The sequence below is a fragment of the Microcoleus pseudofavosus SVA1_A4 genome (assembly GCF_036700565.1).
Taxonomy (GTDB): Bacteria; Cyanobacteriota; Cyanobacteriia; order Cyanobacteriales; family Microcoleaceae; genus Microcoleus.
Genome location: NZ_JAUBPE010000009.1, coordinates 53,300 through 70,960, shown reverse-complemented (window position 1 = coordinate 70,960; position 17,661 = coordinate 53,300). Strand labels below are relative to the sequence as shown.

The window sequence follows — 17,661 nt, the reverse complement described above, 5'->3', positions numbered from 1 at the left end:
GGTTGCGCTTAAATGTTAAAGAGTAAGCTTTGGCAGTGAGAACAGAAAATGGCTTTGATTTTGACATTTTTGGGCAAAGGCGGCACTGGCCGCAGCACGATCGCGATCGCAACAGCTAAAAAATATGCGGCCGCCGGCAAGCGAGTTTTGCTGCTAGGGCAAGATCCGGGGCCGGGATTGGGCATCCTGCTGGGAACTGGGCTAACTTCCACCCCGCAAGAAATCGCCCCCAATTTCAAAGCAGTACAGGTGCAAAGCGCGCCGCTGCTGGAACGCAGGTGGGACGAAATTAAAAAGTTGGAAGCTCAATATGTCCGCACGCCCTTTTTTAAGGAAGTTTACGGCCAAGAATTAGGAGTTTTGCCGGGAATGGACAGCGCCCTGGCTTTGAACGAACTTCGGGAATGCGACGACAGCAAACAATATGATGTCATTGTTTACGACGGCAGCGGCGGGATGGATACGCTGCGGATGCTGGGAATGCCGGAAATTCTGAGTTGGTACATCCGCAGGTTCCGCCAAGCTTTGGTAGATTCGGATTTGGGTAAAGCGCTGTCGCCTTTTATTCAACCGGTTGTCAGTACGGTGTTGACTGTGGATTTGTCGGGAGATAATGCTTTTCAATCTACTAAGCAAGTCGATAATCTGTTGGATAAGGGTAAGGAAGCGCTGGCTGATCCGAACCGCACGGCGGCTTTTTTGGTGACGACTGCGGATGCAAGCGCGATCGCCACGGCCCGCTATCTTTGGGGAAGTTCTCAACAAGTTGGTTTGACTGTTGGCGGTGTAATTGTCAATCAAGCAGCGGTTACAGAAACGATTGCTGCGAGTTTTGAACCTTTGGCGGCGGTTTCGGTACCGGCGCACAGCGATAATAATTGGCAGCCGCTAATCGATGCTTTGCCAGATTTTGGTGAGGCGACAAAAGCTCCTAAGCCGATCGACATAAACATTGCACAGCGTCAAGTTAGTTTGTTTTTGCCTGGGTTTGACAAGAAAGAAATTAAATTGATTCAATCGGGGCCGGAAGTGACGATCGAAGCAGGCGATCAGCGGCGCAATATTTTGCTGCCTCCGGCGCTAACTGGGAAATCTGTTACTGGTGCTAAGTTCCTGAATGGTTACTTGATTATTTCTTTTTAGGGTAAGGAAGAAGATCGTTTCTCGTAAAGACTAAAGTCCTTAGTTTCCCGAAAATTATGTGGGTAGGGAGACGGCAATGCCGTATCCTCCGCGGCCAAAGTCAGGACACGGCAGTGCCGTTTCCCTACAATTAATCGAGGGTAGGGATACGGCATTGCCCTGTCCTCCGTTGCTTATGCTACAATCTCCAACAACACCTCACCCACCCAGCCAATGCTCGGACAAATTTGGCAAAGCATCCTCAATCTGTGGCGACAAATTCAGCGACATTTCCGCAAAGGAGCACCCCCACCGCCAAAGCCAACTCCGATTCGCACTTTTGGGGAATACGAACAGAAATTTTTGCAACTGTTAGAGGGTGTTGAACAAGGCTGGAGTCGGGGCGATATTAAAGGCTTTTTAATCGGCTGCAACATCAAAGATGCTGAGTGGGAAAACTGGCTGCAAGAATTTGGAGACTGGTTGCTGGTATCGCCGGAAACGAATTTAGAATTGGGTGAGCGAATGGTGCGGCTGGGTGCGGCAAATTGCGGGAAAATCAGTGAGGTTGCTGGCAATATCGGCAGGCAATTGTTAACTGGGGAGAGTTTAAACCCGACTCCAACAGATGATTCATCTGTTGGAAATGAAAATATTATTACTCGATTGTTGGTAAGGGAAAGACAGAAATGAGTCAAGAGGTAGAAGCATTATTTAACCAAGGAGTTGATCGCTATGAATTGGGATATTTAGAAAGCGCACTTGATTGCTATGACAAAGTTATAGAAATTAAGCCTGACTTCCACGAAGCTTGGATTAATCGCAGCAAGGTGCTAGATAGATTAGGTCGTTATCAAGAAGCAACAACCAATTATTACACAGCAATAGCACTTCAATCTGGCAACAAGAAGGTTTTGCTTGATCATTGGTATAATCTAGGGTGTGAATTAGTAAATTTAGGGCAGCATGAAGAGGCGATCGCAGCCTTCGAGAAAGTTTTAGAAATTGACCCCAAATTCCCTGATGCCTGGAACGGTCTGGGCACTAGCCTAAATTGTTTGGGCCGCTATAAAGAGGGGATCACAGCCTTCGAGAAAGCCTTAGAAATTCACCCCAAATTCCACAAAGCCTGGAATGGACTGGGCAATAGCCTAGGAGGGTTGGGCGACTACAACGAGGCGATCGCAGTCTTAGGGAAAGTCTTAGAAATTGAACCCAAATCCCACATTGTCTGGAACGGGCTGGGCAATGCCCTAAATGGTTTGGACCGCTACTCTTGGGCGATCGCAGCCTTCGAGAAAGCCTTAGAAATTCACCCCAAATGCCACCAGGCCTGGAACGGGCTAGGCACTACCCTAAATGATTGGGGCCGCAACAATGAGGCGATCGCACCCTTCGATAAAGCCTTAGAAATTCACCCCAAATACCACACTGCCTGGAACGGGCGGGGCATTGCCCTAAAAAATTTGGGCCGCAACAATGAGGCGATCGCAGCCTTCGATAAAGCCTTAGAAATTACAAGCGATCAATACGGCCCAGCTTGGTTCAATCGAGGTTGGGCATTTTTACTCTCAGGGCGCTACACTGAAGCCATTCAAAACTGGGGTGAAGGCTTACAGAAATATCAGCCCAGTAACCACGACTATCGGCTCGTTTGCGGCAAATTGCACCAGCAAAAAGGCCGGGTACACTACGAACACGGCAAAGAAATAGCCACTTATTTTGAATCTTTCCACAAAGCCAAAGCCAGCTACGAACAAGCCCGCGAATTCTTGAAATCACCCCTGATCCCAGAAACTTATTTAGAAGTATTGCAAGACTTAATTACCGTCTGTCGCAGCTTGGGAGATCCCAAAGCCAGCGAGTACCTTAACGAAGCTACTATCCTGCTAGAACAATTAATTTTAGACGATGAAACTCACCCCGAAATAAAACTGCGACTCAAGCGCAAATTTGCCGGACTTTACCAGTTAGAAGTCGATACCCTCGTCGAGTCTGGCCACAATGTAAAAGCACTGGAAAAAGCCGAAGCCAGGAAAAACTTTTGCCTGCAATGGATGCGCGCAGGTTGGCAAAACCGCACCGCCAGCCCAACTTATCCCCAAATCCAAGAATTACTAGCAAACAACACCGAAACGGCGATTATTTACTGGCATCTCAGCCCAGTTTCCCTGACTGCTTTTATCATTACCCCAGACAAGTTTGAAGTTATTTCCACACCTCTGTGCGACTTATTCCCAAAGGACAACAGTCAGAGTTTAGAAAAATGGCTGAAAAACTGGAAAACCAACTATCAAAATTACGGTAAAACTACCAGCAAACAGCAAAGCAAAGAATCCCATTTCTGGCGCGAGTCAATGACAGCGCAATTGCAACAACTCGCTGACATCCTCAAAATTCCCGAAATTTGTACCCACCTCACCAATATCCAACACTTAATCTTAATTCCCCACCGCGACTTGCACCTGCTGCCACTGCACTTTTTATTCTCCGATAATCTTTTCACTATCACTTATCTGCCCAGCATCCAAGTTGGGATAGACAGACTAGACAGAAAATCCTCACCTTCAATGTCTCTGCTGTTGGTAGAAAGCCCCGATCGATTATTTTTTGCGGAAATAGAAGCGCCCGCGATCGCGAATTTTCACCTTAACTGCAATACCATCCCCAGTTCACAAGCTACCACAGACAATCTTAAAGAAGCTTTGCAACAAGCTGCTGACATATTCCATTTTACAGGTCACGCCTACCACAACACAAAACAGCCGTCCCAGTCAGCGCTAATCCTGAAAAACAAACAGCCCCTAACTTCACAAGAAATCGCCAAATTCGATTTAAAAAGCTATTATCTAGTCTGCCTTTCCGCTTGCGAAACTGGCATAACAGGAAAAGAAGAACTGATAGATGAATTTGTCGGTTTAGCCAGCAGCTTTTTAGCTGCGGGTGCTGTTTACGCCCTCAGCACTCTCTGGATAGTTGATGAGATATCTAGCGCTTTAATGATGATTCGATTCTATCAAATTCTCAACGAACAGCGTTGCCAAAATAAGTTGCATCCGGCACTAGCCCTCAAAGAAGCGCAAAAATGGCTCCGAACTATTACTTACAGCGAACTATCCAACTGGTATCTGGAATTGTCTGAAATAACGAAAGACAATTCCCGTTGTAGTCAAGATTTGAGAGACGAAGCTAACCTCATCCGCAGAGATTGTGCTAAAATTGAATCTGACAAACCTCCTTATGCCGATCTCTACCACTGGGCAGGTTTCACAATTACTGGTAAAGTTAATCCCTAACTTCCCAACCATCGACTATTATGAAAGCAACAGATATTATTCGGCTACAAGCCATCGGGGCTACTTTAGCTCAACTAGATTCATCTGTTCAACTTGGCGAGTTGGAAGATAGTATCATAAGTTCTGCGATATTAGCTTTTGAAAAATTAGCCGGACAAAACACTACTATCAACGAAATTTACACAAGAGAACGCCTCGACTTAAAAGAGCAGTACCAAGCACAATCAAAAGACAAACGCTACAACGAGACAAGTGACAGCATTTACAGCACCGACGCTATAAATTTAAGCCCTTCCTTTCCTCAGCCACCAGGAGAAGTCGAGAATCCCTCTGAAATAGCTAAAGCCTTTGACAATTTAATTGCATCTTTTAATAAAATCAAAAGCCTGTACGCGGTTGAAAACCCTATAGAAAGTTTTCAAATCATCATCGAACAAGAAGCGATCGCACTTTTGATTTTAGAAGCTCATTCTAAGATTAGAGAACTATTTCCTACGGAAATATTAGGCTTGGAAGTGAAAACCGATCCAGAAATTGCCAACTGGCGATCGCTGTGGATTACCATTTACACCAAACTCGAAGTCGAGGAAGCTTTTGCAAAGTTAAAAAATCTCGATCGCACTTGGTGGCTAGACGCGAGTCTTGTCATTCCTAACAATATACTAAACATTGACTTGGGGTGGGAATGAAATTCGATTGGTCAGAATACTTTAATTTAGCAAAAGAGCTAGTTGAAACCAGTGAAGATGCAAAATTGCGTTCTGCTGTAAGTAGAGCATATTATTCTGCGTTTTGCCTAGCACGAAATTACTTGCGCGACATTAAAAAAGATCCGCAACTATCGGGCAATAAAGCTCATGGTATTAATCCGCATCAATATGTAGCTAAATACTTCCAGGACAATCAATCCAAATCCCAGATAATGAAAGAGATAGGCCAAGATTTACGTCGCTTGAGAACAATGAGGAATAAAGCTGATTATGAAGATACTATATTTAACTTACAAAGAGAAGCGAGAACTGCGTTAAAGCTAGCTGACAATATTATTGCATTGTTAAGTAACTTAACTGAATAATCCGGCAAATGGGAATCGATCGCAATAAACTTTAATGGCAACTCCTGCAAAAACCCGGTTTATTCAAGAAACCGGGTTTTTTAAGACAATTACCTAACTTTTACCGTTACCGTTTCCATTGCCGCCAGTTGTTAGCAAAACCCGTTTCGCTAAAGGTTCCGGTACTTCTTGCAATCGATCGAACTCCCAATGAAAAAATCCTACACCCATTGTCTGCGATCGCAATTCTACGATCAAATTCTGCATTTCGGCGATCGGCAAATAAGCAGAAACTGCATCCCATCCCTTCCAGTCTGGTTTACCTTCGTAGCCGAGAATTTGGCCGCGGTGTCCGCTGACCAACTGCAACACCTTTGATGTACACTCGTTCGGAGCGCAAATTTCAACTTTGGCGATCGGCTCCAGCAATGCCGGTTCGCACTTCGCCATTCCCTCCTGCATCGCCAAACGCGCCGCTTGCTTGAAAGCTTGTTCGGAACTGTCAACGGAATGGTAGGAACCGTTCGTCAGCGTCACCGCTACGTCTACCACCGGGAAACCCAGCGGGCCGCGATCCAAATACTCGCGCACTCCCACTTCCACGCCGGGAATGTACTGTTTTGGGACGACGCCGCCGACTATTTTGTCGGTGAAATTGAAGCCTTCGCCTCGCGGCTGCGGTTGAATGTCGAGGTACACGTCGCCAAACTGTCCGTGTCCGCCGCTTTGGTGTTTGTAGCGCCCGTGGATGGAAGATGCTGGTTTGCGGATGGTTTCTTTGTACGGCACTTGCGGTAAGTGAGTTACCATCGGCAAGTTATACTTGCGGCGCAACCTGTCTAAGGCTACTTTCAGATGAATTTCACCTTGACCCCAAAGTATAACTTCGTGAGTGTCGCCGTGCTGTTCCCAGACTAAAGATGGGTCTTCTTCTAGCAATTTAGCTAAAGCGGAGCTCAGCTTAACTTCATCGTTGCGCTTTTCTGGGACGATCGCCAGTGCGTAGACAGGGGAGATGATTTCGGCTTTTGGCAATAATTCCTCAGATCCCAACACATCGCCTGTTTTCAAGCCTTCTAGCCTTCCCAAAGCTACAATTTCCCCGGCGCTGACAGACTGCAAACTTTGCGTTTGCTGGCCGGTCAAGCGGTACAAACCGTTAACTCGAACCCCGTTCAAAATTGCTCCGTCTGCCAGCGTCCCCCGCCACATTCTCACTAACGATAGTTTGCCTCCCTGCGGCGTGTAATAGGTTTTGAGGATTTGAGCCAGAACTGTGTTTTCACTTTGTATAATGCTGCGGCGATCGGCTGTAGTTTCCGGTGTCGGCGCTTCCCTCAGCAAAGCTTCCAGCAGAGGCCGCACGCCGAAATCTTGTTCTGCGATGCCGATGAATACTGGCACAATTAAATCTGCGCCTAATTCCATCTTCAAATCGCGGGTAATTTCTTCGGCGTCGGGATTGATTTCTTCGAGCAATTCTTCGAGTAAACGATCGTCAAAATTCGCCAATTCTTCCAGCATTTCCTGTCGCGCCGCGCTTTCTTGTGCTTTGAGGTGTTCGGGAAGCGGGACTGGATCTGCGGGTGCGCCGGAGTGATAGTGGTAAGCTTGTTCGGTTACTAAGTCGATGAAACCGATGATGTGTTCGTTTTTGCCGATCGGGTATTGGTGAGGTACAATTGGTCTGCTGGAAACGGATTTGAGCGCGTTGAGCACTTCGGTGAAGTTGCTACCGCAGGTTGTTTCGTCTGTGCACGCGCGATCGATCTTGTTGATAAAAACTAGGTGGGGAATTTCCCAATCATCTAGGAATTTAAACAGTGGCGCGAGGGTTAAAGTGCGATCGGCAACGGGTTCGCAAACAATTATCGCCGCATCCACACCAATCAGCGCATTGTAAGTTTCTTGGGCAAATTCTACCGAGCCCGGACAGTCGAGAAATGTGAAGCGGACGCCTTCATATTCAGCGGTGGCGGCGTTTACTTCTACGCTCATTTGGCGATCGCGCGCTTCCGGCGAACTATCACCTATTGTGTTGCCATCTTTGACATTTCCTTTGCGAGTAATTGTCCCTGTCACCGACAGCAAACTTTCGAGCAGTGCGGTTTTACCGCTTAAATAAGGGCCAACAATTGCAACGTTCCGCGCGGCCCCAAGGACTTTTTCGTTCATATTGCCTCCAACAGAAAACTTGTTTCCATTGCTCTTGGTGCAATCAGTTCAATACCATTTTCTAGACTTTTTCTAGGTTAATTTTTATTGCATTTTCGAGCAACTTCTGGTTTTGGTATGATTTAATACTTTTGACCCTAGCGTGTTTTGAGCGACCAAAACACAAATTGTAGTTTTTCTTAATATTTGGATTTTTTAACCGCAGAGAACGCAGAGAACGCAGAGGAAGAGAAGAGAGAGACTAATAATTCCGATGAAGAGCGGATTTGATCTCACTCTTCCTCTGTCTCGATTGGTCTAATTTCTCAGCATTCGCAAACCGCTCAGAGTTACGATTACTGTAGACCCTTCGTGACCGATGACGCCGAAAGGCATGGTGATATTTCCGAAAAAATTAGCCGCCAATAACAGCACAATGCAACTGAGTGCAAAAACAATGTTTTGTTTGACAACTTTTTGAGCGCGGCGGCCCAAACTAATTGCTTTAGCTAGTTGCTCTAACTTATCTGCCATTAATACGATATCAGCAGTTTCTAAAGCAACATCGCTGCCGGAAATTCCCATCGCAATGCCGACGGAAGCTTGAGCGAGGGCGGGGGCGTCGTTGATGCCGTCTCCTACCATTGCTACAGTTTGATACTGGGTTTGCAGTTGTTTAATTGCCTGCACTTTGTCTTCTGGCAAAAGTTCGGCGTACACTTCATTGATGCCTAATTGGCGGGCGATGTGTTGAGCGGTTTGCTCGTTGTCGCCGGTTAGCATAATTATATGTTCTACGCCTAATTTTTGCAAGCGTTTTACCGTTGCTGCTGCTTCGGGGCGGAGGGTATCTGCTACTGCAATGATTCCCAAAAGGCGATCGCCCTTTGCCACCCAAACAACAGTTTTACCTTCGGCTTGCAACTGCTGGCTGATTTGACTCAATTCGGAAGTTGCTTCGACAAAATCGGCTTTACCAATCGCAATGATTTGATTGTTGACTTTGCCGACAATTCCGCGGCCGATTTTTGCTTGTACATCGGTAGCGGTTGACAATTGTAACTGTTGCTGCTGGGCGGCGCTGACAATTGCTTGGGCGATCGCGTGTTCGGAATGAGCTTCCAAAGCAGCAGCCAATTGCAGAACTTCTGTTTCAGTATATCCGGCTGCTGGTACAATTTGGATAACTTCAGGTTTTCCCGTGGTGAGAGTTCCGGTTTTGTCAAAGGCGATCGCCCTGACTTTACCAATCATCTCTAATTGCGCGCCGCTTTTAAACAAAATCCCCTGTCTCGCCCCGTTAGCAATTCCCGAAAGCAGCGCCGGCATAATCGAAGCCATCAGCGCGCAGGGGGATGCGACTACTAGGAAAATCAGCGCCCGATAAATTGTCTCTTCCCAATTCCAGCCCAAAACAAAGGGCGGCAAAGTTGCGAGAAGCAAGCCTAAACCGACAATTAATTTGGCATAACCGCGCTCGAATTTTTCCACAAACATTTGAGAAGGCGGCGCTGCTGTTTGCGCTTCTTGGACTAGCCGAATCACTCGCTGAATCAAGCTGCTTTCTGGAGTTTTATGAACTTCGAGTTTCAGCGCGCCGACACCGTTAATTGTACCTGCATAGACTTCATCGCCCCTGGTTTTTTCCACGGGCATCGATTCGCCGGTAATCGAGGCTTGATCGATCGCGCTGTAGCCTTCAATAATTATCGCATCTGTGGGGATGATTTCTCCTGGCTTGACTAAAATGTAATCGCCAATTTCCAATTTGTCGATCGCAACTTCCCGTTCCCCGCCGTACATTACCACCCTAGCAGTATCCGCAGTCAAACTCATCAAACTGCGGATGCTGCGTTCAGTCCGCTGCATAGCATAACCTTCAAGGGCGCCGCTAATTGCAAAGATTAAAATCAACACCGCACCGTCAACAATTAAATGATATTCTTGCCGCCACAGCCCCAAACCGGCCGCGCCCAAAGCAGCGACAATCATTAACAAATCTACATCTAATTCGCGTTCTTGAAAAAGCGTAGTTAAGCCTTCGCGGGTGCTGGAATAGCCGCCGATAACATAAGCTGCGGGTAAGATTAACACGGCTACACCCAGCCAGCCGAATTGCAGGGCTAGCGAACCCAAGATTACTAGAATTCCGCACAGGGCGGCAGTTAAAGCGTCGGGATGTTCTTCGGCGAGGCGAGAGATGCGAGAGATTGGGAGGGAATTGGGAGTCATTGGGGAAATTTGAGTTGGTAGATGACTCCTTTACCCTAAACCTTGACATTAATGTCAATGTCAAGAGTGAAACCAAAATAAATCCAGCATCAACTCGCCCCTCGTTGAGTCCCAGATTCCGACAGGGATTGAAATCTCTGTCTCATAGCGCAAGTCCTCTGAAAGAGGACTGAAGATAGCTGAGAATTGAATTTAATGTTTCAGTCGGTTAAAACCGACTTCTGCTATGAGACGGGGAATTGATTCACTCCTAGGACTCTGGGTGAATCAGAAACCCAAATATACAATCCCAAAATTCCCAAAATCCCATGCAAGAATACCTGACAATCAAACAACTTACAGAAGCGGTAAAAGGCACAATTACCCCTCGGATGGTGCGACATTATCACGCTTTGGGGCTGCTATCTCCGGCGGTGCGATCGACCTCTAACTACAGACTGTACACCCGCAGCGATGTGCAAAGAGTGCAAAAAATTGTCGCACTCAAGCAGCAAGGCTTTCAACTGTCTCACATCCGCAAACTGTTAGAAACAGACGCGGATGCTTCGCCTGACGCGCTGATGGCGACTCTCCAACAGCAATATCTGTCGGTAATTCAGCAAATTGTTCGCCTCAGAGAAACGGCTTCGGCGCTGGAAGGATTGCTGGGGCGGGATATTTCCTGTCAAGCGGTGCTAGCGGGCGCATTGGCGCAATTAAGGCTGTTGCAGGCGGAAACTGAGGGGGGGTTGGAGGAGTTGGAACAACTTTGGGAGGGTTGGGATGCGGGGGCGCACACTCACCCGGAGGCGTTTGGGGAGTCGTTGCAGCATTTGTTGCCGGATTTGGGCGATCGCTCGGAAATTGAGGTAGACTTGCTTTCAAAATTGGTGTTAGCTTGCGGAGATTGTTCGCTGCTGCCGTTTGTGAAGTTGAGCGAAACTGCGATTCAATCGGCGCGGGAAGCTTTGAAAAATCAGTGTCAAATTGTGGCTGATGTGCCGCCTGTTTTTGCTGCTTTGGATCGGACAAGATTGGCGCATTTGGGAACAAGTATCGAAACTTTAATTGATGACCCGCACATCAATGCTGCGGCGGAAGCGGAACAGGAATTCTGGCAGCAGCGAGAGTGGTTTGAAAAGTTTTTGAAACTGGAAAAAGGATGTATATTAGTAATAGGATATGCGCCGTCTGTGTTGATGGCTGTTTGCGAGGCGATCGAGAGTGGGCAACTGCAACCGGCTTTGGTAATTGGAATGCCGATCGGTTTTAGTCATTCTCCGGTGGCGAAACGGCGGTTAGTGCGATCGGGCGTGCCTTATATTACGACTGTGGGGACTTTTGGCGGCGGGTTGTTGGCGGCGGTTGCTTTGAATGCTTTGGTTGAGTCTTTGATTGAAAAGCCGAATTGTCACTGTCATCTTAAGTGAAGATGCGATTTAGGTTGGTTGTGGCTTAATTTGTATTTTGCTTTTTCATATCAATTCTGGGTGCGCCGGAACGATCTCAAATCCGCGCTTCATCGTCCGTCTTGGTAAAGTGGAGTCAAGCTGGCAACAAATATCAGCGTAATTTTCAGTTTTTTAACTCACAGTTAACAGTCATGTCTGAGTGCAACCGCAAATTATATCATAGCAGATTTAGTTTCAATCTTTGATAGGAATTTAGGTTTTTTGCAGCGCGCTTGTACTTTGTTTCAATCCCCGATCGGGATTTATGGTTTTTCCCGCTACATTGTCCGAGGCGAAAGCTTTCTAATAAAGGGTTTCAAGCCTTAGATCGGGAAATATGGTTTTTCCGGCTTGAAATCACATTTTCATTTTAGCAAACTTTACCCAGTTTCAATCCCTGATAGGGATTTAGGGTTTTTCCGGCGTTGAAACTTAAAAATAGGAATCAAGTTGATTTTTATTTAGTTTCAATCCCTGATAGGGATTTAGGGTTTTTCCGGCGTTATCACGCGCACGCGCATTCCTTGTTTTAATTATATAGAGTTTCAATCCCTGATAGGGATTTAGGGTTTTTCCGGCTGTATAAAACCAAGTATTTCGTTTGGAACTGGCAGTTTCAATCCCTGATAGGGATTTAGGGTTTTTCCGGCATGGCGTTCCCACTCAATCGATCCGGGTTCCCGTGGGTTTCAATCCCTGATAGGGATTTAGGGTTTTTCCGGCCAGCCTTCACGGAAGCCGCAGAGGTTCCCGCCGCAGACATGGGTTTCAATCCCTGATAGGGATTTAGGGTTTTTCCGGCATAAATCTGCACTATATCCTGATCGCTGTAGTAGTGTTTCAATCCCTGATAGGGATTTAGGGTTTTTCCGGCCAACACGCGCCGATGCCCGGATTATTTCTTCAGCAGCGTTTCAATCCCTGATAGGGATTTAGGGTTTTTCCGGCAAATTAGCGTTTCATGTCCCGCTCCCCGCCGGGCCGGTTTCAATCCCTGATAGGGATTTAGGGTTTTTCCGGCGCTTATCGAGCCGACGCTTTGCCCTACTCCCCTGGGTTTCAATCCCTGATAGGGATTTAGGGTTTTTCCGGCGGGGATTGCATAGAATTCGTAGTCCCACTGGAGCCAGGTTTCAATCCCTGATAGGGATTTAGGGTTTTTCCGGCTCTTTCGGCGCGACGCATCACTTCTTCCCCCACTTGTTTCAATCCCTGATAGGGATTTAGGGTTTTTCCGGCCCACGCCTCAGCCCACTCCGGTCGCAATGGCCAGGTTTCAATCCCTGATAGGGATTTAGGGTTTTTCCGGCTTATTGATTCGGTTATGCGCCAAAAAGCACTTGAATTGGGTTTCAATCCCTGATAGGGATTTAGGGTTTTTCCGGCGCGTCGCCATGTGGCAATTTAAAGGCGAGTTGGTGTCTGTTTCAATCCCTGATAGGGATTTAGGGTTTTTCCGGCTTAAAGAGCTTCACTGGAGCCTTGTGAGGGCTGTGGTTTCAATCCCTGATAGGGATTTAGGGTTTTTCCGGCCCAAAATATTTTGAATTTTTGCTGTGTACTGGTTTAGTTTCAATCCCTGATAGGGATTTAGGGTTTTTCCGGCGGTCTAGAGTTCGATCGCAGTATCGCTCAATCGCTTGTTTCAATCCCTGATAGGGATTTAGGGTTTTTCCGGCAAGGTATCCCCGGGTGATCGGGGCGTCGATAAGTTCGTTTCAATCCCTGATAGGGATTTAGGGTTTTTCCGGCAGGCATTGAGAGAGAAGCTACGAGAGTCGAAAAGCTTGTTTCAATCCCTGATAGGGATTTAGGGTTTTTCCGGCATGAGCGCGAACAACAGCGAGCTTACGATCAGATTTTGTTTCAATCCCTGATAGGGATTTAGGGTTTTTCCGGCAATGGGTTGCACTGCGTGGCTTCAGCGGGAAGCCTGTTTCAATCCCTGATAGGGATTTAGGGTTTTTCCGGCACAGGATAATTAAACTCAAGCAACTCTTCTGGCATGTTTCAATCCCTGATAGGGATTTAGGGTTTTTCCGGCGTGAGTTTTTTGTTGCAAACCCTGTTTGTTTTCTGAAACCTAGTTTCAATCCCTGATAGGGATTTAGGGTTTTTCCGGCCTAGTGCCAATCGATCAGGAAATCGCCGCTAGTGGGTTTCAATCCCTGATAGGGATTTAGGGTTTTTCCGGCTCAAAACTGGAATTGTATCGGTGGCAGAACCGATGTTTCAATCCCTGATAGGGATTTAGGGTTTTTCCGGCAATTGGTCGCGGTGATGTGCTAGCAGGAAGGCAGTTTCAATCCCTGATAGGGATTTAGGGTTTTTCCGGCCTCTATGACATTGTGATTGCTACCCCCACTCTTGCGTTTCAATCCCTGATAGGGATTTAGGGTTTTTCCGGCTTTAAGCTTACCAAAGGCTCCCCCAAAAGTCAATAAAAAGTTTCAATCCCTGATAGGGATTTAGGGTTTTTCCGGCGTTCTCTCACACATTTAAATACCCCAGAGCAAGCGTTTCAATCCCTGATAGGGATTTAGGGTTTTTCCGGCATCCGTTAAATTCCCAATGGAATATCTGGTCGCCGTTTCAATCCCTGATAGGGATTTAGGGTTTTTCCGGCTCGGTTTGAGCATGTTCCGGCGCTCTTTCCCCAAAGTGGTTTCAATCCCTGATAGGGATTTAGGGTTTTTCCGGCTACCGTATTTTCCCACACATTCAAATACCCCAGAGCCAATGTTTCAATCCCTGATAGGGATTTAGGGTTTTTCCGGCTACTTGGATTAATTTGATGGGGGTCGCGCATCCGTTTCAATCCCTGATAGGGATTTAGGGTTTTTCCGGCCCTAGCGGTTTGCTGGCTTTTTTATCGGGGTGTTTCCCGAGTTTCAATCCCTGATAGGGATTTAGGGTTTTTCCGGCTAAGCCAGCGAGTGAGGCATGGATGCGATTGAAGTTTCAATCCCTGATAGGGATTTAGGGTTTTTCCGGCGAAGCAGCAGGAGAGAATGAGATCAATTGGGAAGGGAGTTTCAATCCCTGATAGGGATTTAGGGTTTTTCCGGCTAAAATGTCTCGACCGAGCAGCCGATGCCTTGTTAATGACGTTTCAATCCCTGATAGGGATTTAGGGTTTTTCCGGCTGGATTTTTGCAAAATTCAAATGACACCGAAAATTTTCAGTTTCAATCCCTGATAGGGATTTAGGGTTTTTCCGGCTGTAGTAGTCGATGCGGATGAGCCGCAAGTGCATGTTTCAATCCCTGATAGGGATTTAGGGTTTTTCCGGCTTTGAACAAGGTATGTTTTAATTATCAAGCTGTGTTTCAATCCCTGATAGGGATTTAGGGTTTTTCCGGCGTTTACGCGATTCAACGCGAACAAGGCATAAGGGGCGAAGGTTTCAATCCCTGATAGGGATTTAGGGTTTTTCCGGCCCGGACTTGTGGGGCGTTATATGAGATTCGTAGTTTCAATCCCTGATAGGGATTTAGGGTTTTTCCGGCACATCTAATTCTAATCTAATCCGCGCAATTCCTGTTTCAATCCCTGATAGGGATTTAGGGTTTTTCCGGCTGGGGCGTTACGTGGGCTTGATATACGTATTTTGATGTTTCAATCCCTGATAGGGATTTAGGGTTTTTCCGGCCACTGATAAAGTGTTCGCGCGACTGTACTGCAAGGTTTCAATCCCTGATAGGGATTTAGGGTTTTTCCTGCCGGAAATCGATATTAAAGGTGCATACGCGAAATCTATGTTTCAATCCCTGATAGGGATTTAGGGTTTTTCCGGCAATGAGTTTAGGGTTGCCGATAATCCTACCACCGAGGTTTCAATCCCTGATAGGGATTTAGGGTTTTTCCGGCAGCCATTGAATTCCCAGTGGAAGATTTGGTCGCCGTTTCAATCCCTGATAGGGATTTAGGGTTTTTCCGGCCCAAAGGGCGCTGGCTGGTAGTCTTGGACTGCGATGTTTCAATCCCTGATAGGGATTTAGGGTTTTTCCGGCCAAGTGGATTAGCCTTTGGCAAAGTTGCCTTAAGTTTCAATCCCTGATAGGGATTTAGGGTTTTTCCGGCATAGCCCGGCTGCTCCCCCCGGCCCACGATTCAGTTTCAATCCCTGATAGGGATTTAGGGTTTTTCCGGCAGTTCTTCTCTTCCGTGTTCTGCTTTGCCTTCTGGTTTCAATCCCTGATAGGGATTTAGGGTTTTTCCGGCGAATTGGCGCGTTGGCATTCTACACAAGCTTCTGTTTCAATCCCTGATAGGGATTTAGGGTTTTTCCGGCGTGTTAGAGCACTGCTGGGGCTTTTGTATTATTTGTTTCAATCCCTGATAGGGATTTAGGGTTTTTCCGGCTGTCTGAGTCTTTTACAACTTCTGAGTCTTTTATGTTTCAATCCCTGATAGGGATTTAGGGTTTTTCCGGCCCATCTCCTCTAAGAATGTATAAAGTCCAGCCAGTTTCAATCCCTGATAGGGATTTAGGGTTTTTCCGGCGTGGCGGATTTAGAGGGGATTCGCCCCGTTGCTTCGGGTTTCAATCCCTGATAGGGATTTAGGGTTTTTCCGGCTTATTAAGATATGCCTGCTCAGCCGGGGTAGGCTGGTTTCAATCCCTGATAGGGATTTAGGGTTTTTCCGGCTCATCAATAGAAAGAGCAGCTAATTCCTTCATCGTTTCAATCCCTGATAGGGATTTAGGGTTTTTCCGGCTTAACCCCCGGTTAATGGGTTTCGCTGGCGGGGTTTCCGCCAAGTTTCAATCCCTGATAGGGATTTAGGGTTTTTCCGGCTCCGTTCGTAATTGGTTCGGGGCCCGGGTAAATGGTTTCAATCCCTGATAGGGATTTAGGGTTTTTCCGGCGTCGTGGCGGGTGATGCTCTTAGCATAAGCACCTTTGTTTCAATCCCTGATAGGGATTTAGGGTTTTTCCGGCTTTCCTGTACCAAGCCCCCGTCCGCGCCTTCAGTTTCAATCCCTGATAGGGATTTAGGGTTTTTCCGGCAGGGCGGCTCCTGACCTGAGAACAATTTTTTTTGTTTCAATCCCTGATAGGGATTTAGGGTTTTTCCGGCCTACGAAGGTATCGATCCCAACCCCTTTGGCGAGTTTCAATCCCTGATAGGGATTTAGGGTTTTTCCGGCTAATTACTTGGAGGAAACCGATGAGAAAGAAGCGTTTCAATCCCTGATAGGGATTTAGGGTTTTTCCGGCGAAGCGTCCAACTTTGACAGCTCGGAGCGTATAGTTTCAATCCCTGATAGGGATTTAGGGTTTTTCCGGCTGCGATCGAAGCCTTTGCACCAGCCGCCGCACTACGTTTCAATCCCTGATAGGGATTTAGGGTTTTTCCGGCGCTGCGAAACTTAATTGGATTACCATTTGAGAAAAGTTTCAATCCCTGATAGGGATTTAGGGTTTTTCCGGCCAGAAAAACTGCACTAAAAGGACAAATAAATTTGTTTCAATCCCTGATAGGGATTTAGGGTTTTTCCGGCGTTACTCCACAAGCTTTGTGCTGTTTCTTCCGAAGTTTCAATCCCTGATAGGGATTTAGGGTTTTTCCGGCTGGGGCACGGAAATACTGTCTCTTTGGCAACTCAGTTTCAATCCCTGATAGGGATTTAGGGTTTTTCCGGCGGATAGATCCGGCTGGGGAGACGGACTTGACTACGTTTCAATCCCTGATAGGGATTTAGGGTTTTTCCGGCCTCCGAAATACCAAATCACAGTGCCTCAAGCCGGTTTCAATCCCTGATAGGGATTTAGGGTTTTTCCGGCTTGCCATGCACGCAAAAAACCAGTAATCTTCGCAAGGATAATGTTTCAATCCCTGATAGGGATTTAGGGTTTTTCCGGCGTAAAGCAGGGAACATATAGGTGGTTCCAAGCCGATGTTTCAATCCCTGATAGGGATTTAGGGTTTTTCCGGCCATCGGTTGCATCCAGGTAATTATCAAAGTCAGGATGTTTCAATCCCTGATAGGGATTTAGGGTTTTTCCGGCAAAAGTCTCGGTGTGCAACGATTGAGAATCATGGTTTCAATCCCTGATAGGGATTTAGGGTTTTTCCGGCATTACTGTCAGGAATGGTAGCAGCTCAAATATTTGTTTCAATCCCTGATAGGGATTTAGGGTTTTTCCGGCATTATCGCACGCCAAAACCCCACATCCCTCTTTGTTTCAATCCCTGATAGGGATTTAGGGTTTTTCCGGCCACCGCCCCTTCATATTTGCGGTGTGCTTTGTGGTTTCAATCCCTGATAGGGATTTAGGGTTTTTCCGGCTTTAGTAGCAGCCATTACTTGCGATTCTCCTTATACCGTTTCAATCCCTGATAGGGATTTAGGGTTTTTCCGGCC

Annotated in this window: 8 protein-coding genes and 1 CRISPR repeat array (1 of these 9 running past the window's edge); of the genes, 6 read left to right on the top strand and 2 right to left on the bottom strand. The window is 46.9% G+C overall.

Features of this window, described 5'->3' with window-relative positions:
* Positions 1 to 48: 48 nt before the first annotated feature.
* The 5 genes from QUA02_RS06115 to QUA02_RS06095 all read left to right on the top strand — a co-directional run bounded on the left by QUA02_RS06115 (position 49) and on the right by QUA02_RS06095 (position 5,493).
* A complete protein-coding gene (locus QUA02_RS06115; RefSeq protein WP_333026055.1) occupies positions 49 to 1,143 on the top strand; it encodes a Get3/ArsA fold putative tail anchor-mediating ATPase NosAFP in 1,095 nt (364 codons plus the stop codon).
* Between the two features lie 213 nt (positions 1,144 to 1,356).
* Entirely contained in the window at positions 1,357 to 1,815 is a 459-nt protein-coding gene (locus tag QUA02_RS06110) for a hypothetical protein (protein WP_333026054.1), read from the top strand.
* Positions 1,812 to 4,418, top strand: coding sequence for a CHAT domain-containing protein (locus QUA02_RS06105; protein ID WP_333026053.1), 2,607 nt, complete (start codon positions 1,812 to 1,814; stop codon positions 4,416 to 4,418). Before QUA02_RS06110 ends, QUA02_RS06105 begins: the two co-directional genes overlap by 4 nt.
* 20 nt (positions 4,419 to 4,438) lie before the next feature.
* Positions 4,439 to 5,107 (top strand): hypothetical protein, encoded by a 669-nt coding sequence (locus tag QUA02_RS06100; protein WP_333026052.1) that lies wholly within the window; start codon positions 4,439 to 4,441, stop codon positions 5,105 to 5,107.
* Positions 5,104 to 5,493, top strand: coding sequence for a HEPN domain-containing protein (locus QUA02_RS06095; RefSeq protein WP_333026051.1), 390 nt, complete (start codon positions 5,104 to 5,106; stop codon positions 5,491 to 5,493). The genes QUA02_RS06100 and QUA02_RS06095 overlap by 4 nt, the downstream gene beginning before the upstream one ends.
* A 93-nt stretch (positions 5,494 to 5,586) precedes the next feature.
* On the opposite strand, the gene QUA02_RS06090 is transcribed toward QUA02_RS06095, so the two are convergent.
* Both QUA02_RS06090 and QUA02_RS06085 read right to left on the bottom strand, forming a co-directional pair.
* Entirely contained in the window at positions 5,587 to 7,647 is a 2,061-nt protein-coding gene (locus tag QUA02_RS06090; RefSeq protein WP_333026049.1) for an elongation factor G, read from the bottom strand.
* A gap of 297 nt (positions 7,648 to 7,944) precedes the next feature.
* Entirely contained in the window at positions 7,945 to 9,858 is a 1,914-nt protein-coding gene (locus QUA02_RS06085) for a heavy metal translocating P-type ATPase (protein ID WP_333026047.1), read from the bottom strand.
* Between the two features lie 308 nt (positions 9,859 to 10,166).
* Here QUA02_RS06085 and QUA02_RS06080 point away from each other — a divergent pair, with 308 nt between their 5' ends.
* Entirely contained in the window at positions 10,167 to 11,267 is a 1,101-nt protein-coding gene (locus QUA02_RS06080) for a precorrin-8X methylmutase (RefSeq protein ID WP_333026045.1), read from the top strand.
* Positions 11,268 to 11,675: 408 nt separating this feature from the next.
* Positions 11,676 to 17,661: direct repeats of the CRISPR family, unit length 37 nt; unit sequence GTTTCAATCCCTGATAGGGATTTAGGGTTTTTCCGGC (it continues 3,897 nt past the right edge of the window).